Annotated in this window: 6 protein-coding genes; 1 reads left to right on the top strand and 5 read right to left on the bottom strand. The window is 48.4% G+C overall.

Annotated elements, in window-relative coordinates; all coding sequences use genetic code 11:
• On the top strand, window positions 1–602 hold a 602-nt coding region (locus tag ACTIE6_RS15370), incomplete at its 5' end, for a DedA family protein (RefSeq protein WP_439557477.1).
• A gap of 66 nt (window positions 603–668) precedes the next feature.
• On the opposite strand, the gene ACTIE6_RS15365 is transcribed toward ACTIE6_RS15370, so the two are convergent.
• From ACTIE6_RS15365 to ACTIE6_RS15345, 5 genes are all read right to left on the bottom strand, one after another.
• A complete protein-coding gene (locus ACTIE6_RS15365; protein ID WP_439557476.1) occupies window positions 669–2,081 on the bottom strand; it encodes a TlpA family protein disulfide reductase in 1,413 nt (470 codons plus the stop codon).
• A 27-nt stretch (window positions 2,082–2,108) separates the two neighbouring features.
• Window positions 2,109–2,357 carry a helix-turn-helix transcriptional regulator gene (locus tag ACTIE6_RS15360; RefSeq protein ID WP_439557475.1) on the bottom strand — a complete coding sequence of 83 codons (249 nt, stop codon included), beginning with the start codon at window positions 2,355–2,357 and terminating at the stop codon, window positions 2,109–2,111.
• Window positions 2,354–2,824, bottom strand: a complete 471-nt coding sequence (locus ACTIE6_RS15355; RefSeq protein WP_439557474.1) for a hypothetical protein — start codon at window positions 2,822–2,824, stop codon at window positions 2,354–2,356. The genes ACTIE6_RS15360 and ACTIE6_RS15355 overlap by 4 nt, the downstream gene beginning before the upstream one ends.
• A gap of 98 nt (window positions 2,825–2,922) precedes the next feature.
• A complete protein-coding gene (locus ACTIE6_RS15350; RefSeq protein ID WP_439557473.1) occupies window positions 2,923–4,008 on the bottom strand; it encodes an endo-1,4-beta-xylanase in 1,086 nt (361 codons plus the stop codon).
• A gap of 163 nt (window positions 4,009–4,171) precedes the next feature.
• A complete protein-coding gene (locus tag ACTIE6_RS15345; RefSeq protein WP_439557478.1) occupies window positions 4,172–6,034 on the bottom strand; it encodes an alpha/beta hydrolase-fold protein in 1,863 nt (620 codons plus the stop codon).
• Between the last annotated feature and the right edge of the window lie 9 nt (window positions 6,035–6,043).

The raw sequence follows: 6,043 nt of genomic DNA, 5'->3' as shown, positions 1-6,043 counted from the left end.
CCCTGATTGAAGAATTTATTAAACAAGCGGGTTACCTGGCAATTTTTATACTGATGCTGCTGGAAAACATCTGTCCGCCGCTGCCGTCGGAAATCATCCTTTCCCTGAGTGGGATAGCTGCTGTCAAAGGCGAGATCAACCCCATTCTTGCTGTGCTCTCGGCTACATTAGGCTCTTTGGCAGGCGCAGGTTTCTGGTATTGGGTGGGAAAGAAAGTAGGTGCCGACAGGCTCGAAAGCTGGGTCAGCCGGAATGGCGTCTGGATTGGTTTATCCGAGGAATCCTACCAGAAAGCGCTCCGGTTTTTCGACAAACATGCAGCTGTCGCAGTGTTCTGGGGAAGAATGGTGCCCACGTTCAGAACATTCATTTCTATTCCCGCCGGGCTTGTGTCTATGAAACCGGTCAGGTTTCTGAGCTACACTTTCGCTGGTACGCTCATCTGGTCGTCCATTGTCTTTTTTGCAGCCTATTACTTTGGCAACAAATACCAGGGTGCATTTGACACGGTCGGGAAAGTATTCAACTACCTCTTCCTCGCTTTCATCCTGCTTTACGTTGTGCGGCTCGTCAGGAGCTGGCTTGGCCGGAGGAAAAAATAGCAGGTATTCAGAAGCTTGCAGCAACTTCGAAGATTGGTGATCACCATTTTCTTTACTTCAAATCCTTCATTTACCCGCAATACTTATAGAGTCTTCCAACTGTTTCTTCAAGATCTCAGGGTTTTGGGAAGGTTGCGTAGAAAAAATCTTCCCATTCGGACCTATGATATAGGTAGTTGGGTATGCGGTTACCTGATATGATTGAATGATCGGGTGTGTACGAAGCTGATTTTCGGTAAAAGCATGCAAACCTTTCACACCGAACTTGGTCACTGCTTTCTTCCATACATCCTTGTTATCAATCGATACGGTCAGAAAAACGATACGATCATCATTTTCAAATTGCTTTTTAACGGGCTCAATCGCTTTGAAAAGCATGTGACAAGGACCGCAGCTCGCAAACCAGAAATCGAGATAGATGGTTTTCCCGGCAAATGAAGCAAGGTTAATCTTGTTGCCATTCAGGTTTTCCAACGAAAAATCCGGCGCCTTATCCCCTGCTATCAGCGGCTTGTATCCGGTCAGCAGATTTTCAATGCTTTGTCTGTACACGCTATTTTCCAATTGCGCCGCAGTAGCCTGCATGACCAACTGATCGGCTTCGGAAGGCTGATTTGCAATATCGGATTTCAGTGTCAGGTATAGTACAGGATCACGCAGCTCAGGGGGCAACATATCTGTCAGCAAGCGATATCTTTTTGTGGCGAAATCTGCTGTCACTGGCTGGACGTTTTCTTCCAGATAAATCGAGGCAACTGTCTTAACTGCATCGGCATAGAACCGGGATCCCGAAAATGCTTTGTCAAAATTTAACAGCGCGCGCATGTTTATAACGGTCTCTTTACTCAACCTATCTCCCTGGGTGTTGAGGATGTTGTCAAAAGAATCGCCAAAAACGGCTACTATCAGATTATATCTGGCCGACAAGCCCGCCGCAGCGAGGTAACCACGAAGTTGAGCGGCACTTTCCGCAAGCATTGAACCAGAAGATTGATCTATCCTTTTTTCCACGACATCATGCAGGCTATCCAGTGTGGCGAAGGCAAAATCAATCGGATACTGCTGGGTCTTTGCTGTCGCAACAAGCTTTCTTGTGAAAACTTTAATCTCATAGATGGAAGCAGATATCGCGAATTTCTCTTTTCCGACACCCGCATAAACAATGGATGATGCAAAGTTCAGCTTGTCGTATCTGATCAATATGCTGTCACCTGGCTCAACAAACCCGCCAAAGTAATTTACTCCGTCACTGAAATTGAGGAATGTAGGCGCGGTGATTTCAAATTGATATTCAAACTTTCCGTCTTGCACCGGGATCAAAATGCTGGTGTTCTCGGTTTGAAGCTGGGGCGAAATGATCGTGCATTGCAAACTGCCGCTATCCGCATTGGTAACTACCCCACTGATATACGCGGTCCTGGCCAATGCGTTATAGCCGATCAAAAACATTAAAAGCTGGATCAGTATATTGGTTCTCATGGCTGATATGTAAGTCAAAAGTGTGGGCTATTCAACCTGCTGCAAGGCGGGCGCAGCTTCTTCATCCTGAATAATAAACAGGTCTTCAACAGCTTTTTCGAACACACGCGCCAGCTTGATTGCTAAAAGTGCAGAAGGCATAAACTTGCCGGTCTCGATCGCATTGATCGCCTGGCGGGAAACACCTACCTGCTCAGCAAGCTCCGCCTGCGTCATACGCTTCACCGCGCGCTCAACGCGGAGTGTATTGACTAATGTCTGGGATTTCGCGCTCAATCGTTGCCTTGTTTAAAGTAGGCGATTACATAGTATCGGATCAGGTAGGCCAGCAGGAAAGTAGCAGATACAAAGGCTGTTATCGCTGCAAATGCATTTTCGATATGGTAGCCGGGCGTGAAGTAGAAATAGGCAAAAGCCAGTAGACCAACAACAAATTGCGCGTAAACGGCAAACTGGATTGATTCCAGCCGCAAATGATAAAGGTACTCGTCGGGCTCCCTCGTAAGAAGCAGCGCAACGATCCCGAATGCGAGCAAACTCAGGGAGACATGATTGAGAAGCGCATTGATCTCCCAGAAATTGGATGGATACGGGTAAGAACCGTCCGCCCACGTTTGATCAGGCAAAAGGATCCTGTAAACATTGATCAAACCATCGGTGGAGGCAATGCAGCAGCCGAGCAGTCCGGCAAGCGCGATAAACACGCCGGTGGCCCGGTAACGGGCAGAAAAAAGGAGCGTCATACTTCTGATTGGCTAGGATGAAAATAATGTAAAGTTTTATTTACCAAATGTAAACAAAACTTTACATATTCCACAAGTGCCGGATCAGATTTCAGGTTTTAAAAATTTACAACCTGTTCAAATGCAGCTTTGGGCTGATAATTCTGGTCAAAAAGCAATGGGTAATCTTTTCTGCCCGGCACCGGGAAGTTGTCAAGCCAGGTCGTTTTGTCAGATACATTCCAGAAAGTCACGCTGGTCAATGTGCCTTTGTATTTTCTGAAAACATCGAAAAGCATCTTGTACTGCTCGGTTTGTTTCGCAATCATTTCCGGCGTCAATTCACCTTTATCGGTCTCCTTCTTCGCGCGCCTTTCATGTTCTTTTGGATAAACGGAAACATCCAGCTCGGTAATCTGAACTTCGAGTCCGAGACTGGCAAACTGTGAAATGGACTTCTCAATATCAGCCCGGGTTGGCTCATAAATAGACCAATGTCCCTGCAAGCCGACACCATGAACCGGTACGTTTTTCGCCTTCAATTTTTTCAAAAGCTGAAATATCTTCTCCCTTTTCGCAGCGCTTTCGGTGTTGTAATCATTGTAAAAAAGCTTTGCATTCGGATCGGCAGCGTGCGCATATTCAAATGCTTTCTCGATGTAATCCTCACCGATAATCTCGTAGAATTTGGACTTGCGGTAAATGCTTTCGCTGGTGTCCGGCACAGCCTCATTCACCACATCCCAGGCGTACACTTTGCCCTTGTAGCGCCCTGCAACTGCATTGATATGTTCCTTCAAACGACCCAGCAGCACCTCGCGTGTTACCTGCTTTCCTTCGCTATCCGTAAAAAACCACCTGGGCGTCTGATTATGCCAGCACAAAGTATGGCCGCGCATTTTTAAACCATTTTTCTCTGCAAAAGCCGCAATTGCATCCGCATCTTCCCAGTGATACCGGTTCTCCTCGGGATGGATCGGCCCCATCTTCATCGCATTTTCAGGCGTAATACTGCTGAATTGCTTTATAATCAACTCCGCATCCGGGCCGGTCAGGCCGCGGTGGGAAACGGCTACGCCGATGGGGAAGTAGTCTTTGTAGGCTGCTTTTAAGGTTTTAGAAGTCTGTGCATTTGAGAGGTTCGAAAGCGTAAATGCCAAGGCAAATCCGCAGATTAGCTTAAAGGTTGTTGTTGATGTTTTCATTGTTTGATTTGTTGTTGGCTTTTGGCTGTTAAAGACTTTTGTCATGCTGAGCGCAGTCGAAGCACTTTTCGAAGTGAAGTACTTCATAAGCTGCCGCATGGGCCCTTCGACCGCCCGGCGGCCCGGTCCGCTCAGGGTGACAAACGCCATAAACAACTATTACTTAGCGAAATAAAAGTTGCGAAAACCCGTGCAGATCGTGGCGCCAGACTGGCCAGGTGTGGCCGCCACGGTACTCGCTGTACTGGTATTTGATCCCGAGCTCATCGTACTTAGACAGCATAATCTTGCAGTTTTTGTAGGCAATATCTTCCTCGCCGCCCATGGAGATCCAGAAATTTTTCAGATTGCTGTTAATCGTTTTTGCATTGTCCCTGGCAAACTGATAATGCGGACCTGATAATGCATCATTGTTAGCAAACCAACCCGAGCTGAAAACCCCCAGCGACGAGAACATATCGGTGTTTTTGACACCCGCGTACAAAGTTTGAATGCCGCCCATGGACAGGCCCGCGAGCGCCCGGTGTGCCGCGTCGGCCTGCACGCGGAAACTGCTTTCAACAAAAGGTATCGCGCCCATTTTCAGCTCGCTTTCAAATGCTTTCAGAAAACCGTCTCCTGCCGTACCCATACTTCCCGGTCCCATCGGTGTGCCCGCATTCCCGTCCATCATCGCGATAATCATCGGTTTTGCTTTCCCCTCAGCAATCAGATTATCCAGGATCAGGTTCGTTTTCCCCTGCGTCGCCCAGCCACGCTGGTCTTCTCCGCCGCCGTGCAGCAGGTATAGTACAGGATATTTATCGGTTGATTTATCATAGCCCGGCGGAGTGTACACGTACATTTCACGCCAGGTGTTGCTGGCTTTCGACAGGTATTTTTGAATGCGGATATCTCCGTGCGGCACGTCGCGCATCGCATAATAGCCGCCGCCACGGAATGGAATTTCAATGCCGCTGGCCATTCTGCCCATTCCGTAAAAAGTCTCACTCGCCGGATCAGCCAGGGCTACACCATCGATCAATAATGAATAGTAATGGAAACCCTCACCAATAGAATCCGTGGTGACAGACCAGAAACCTGCGGTATCTTTTACCATATCATACTTTTTACCCAAATCAACCTGCACCTTCTGCGCCTGCGGGGCCTTGGTACGGAACACAACGCGATTATCGGGCAATATCTGCGGATACTGCGCATTGCGGATGTTGGTAGCCGCCGGCGTTCCCAGAATGGTGTACTTTGGCAAAGAAGCTACGTCGACCGGTTTGAACAAAAACTGTGAAAACATGTACAACCCGTTTTTCCAGACCTTGAAATCATGTACACCCGGCTCCACATAATACACGTGCGGCACATCGTGCTCGAACAGGTAATCGTGCGTACGCTTGCTGAATGTGATCAGGCGATCATTATCCCCGCAGGAAATGAAGAGCAGCTTCAATTTCTTCTTAGCCTCCTCCGGGTTGGGCATCAGCTCCTCGGGCTTTTTCGTATTGGGCGCGGATGAAAACCCTCCTACCCACGCAAATTTATCCAGGTTACCCAGTCCGAAGTTCAGCGACTGCCCGCCGCCCATTGACAAGCCCGCAATCGCGCGGTGCTCACGATCGGTAAGTACCGGATATTTTTTTTCGACAAATGGAATGAGATCGTTCAGCAAATCCTTTTCGAAAGTCGCGAAAGCCTCTACTTTGTCCGGCGCCATAATGTTGCCAGTCGCGCGGTCATCTTTCATAGCGCGTCCATTGGGCATCACCACGATCATCGGCTCAATCTTCTTTTCCGCCAGCAGATTATCCAGGATCAGCTGCGGGTTACCGCCTTTAAGCCACTCCTTTTCGTCCCCGCCGATTCCGTGCAGCAGGTACAGTACCGGGTATTTTTTCTTTTTGTTAAAACCAGGAGGTGTGTAAACCAGTGCTTTTCGCGAATTACCAACTGTTTTCGACTGGTAACTCACCGAATCCAGTTTCCCGGCCGGCACTCCTTCCCGCACCGTATCGTAGCCTTTCGGCATTTCCATCTTGTTCTC

This window comes from Dyadobacter sp., assembly GCF_051859145.1.
GTDB lineage: Bacteria > Bacteroidota > Bacteroidia > Cytophagales > Spirosomataceae > Dyadobacter.
This window is presented reverse-complemented; position numbering and strand designations above follow the sequence as displayed.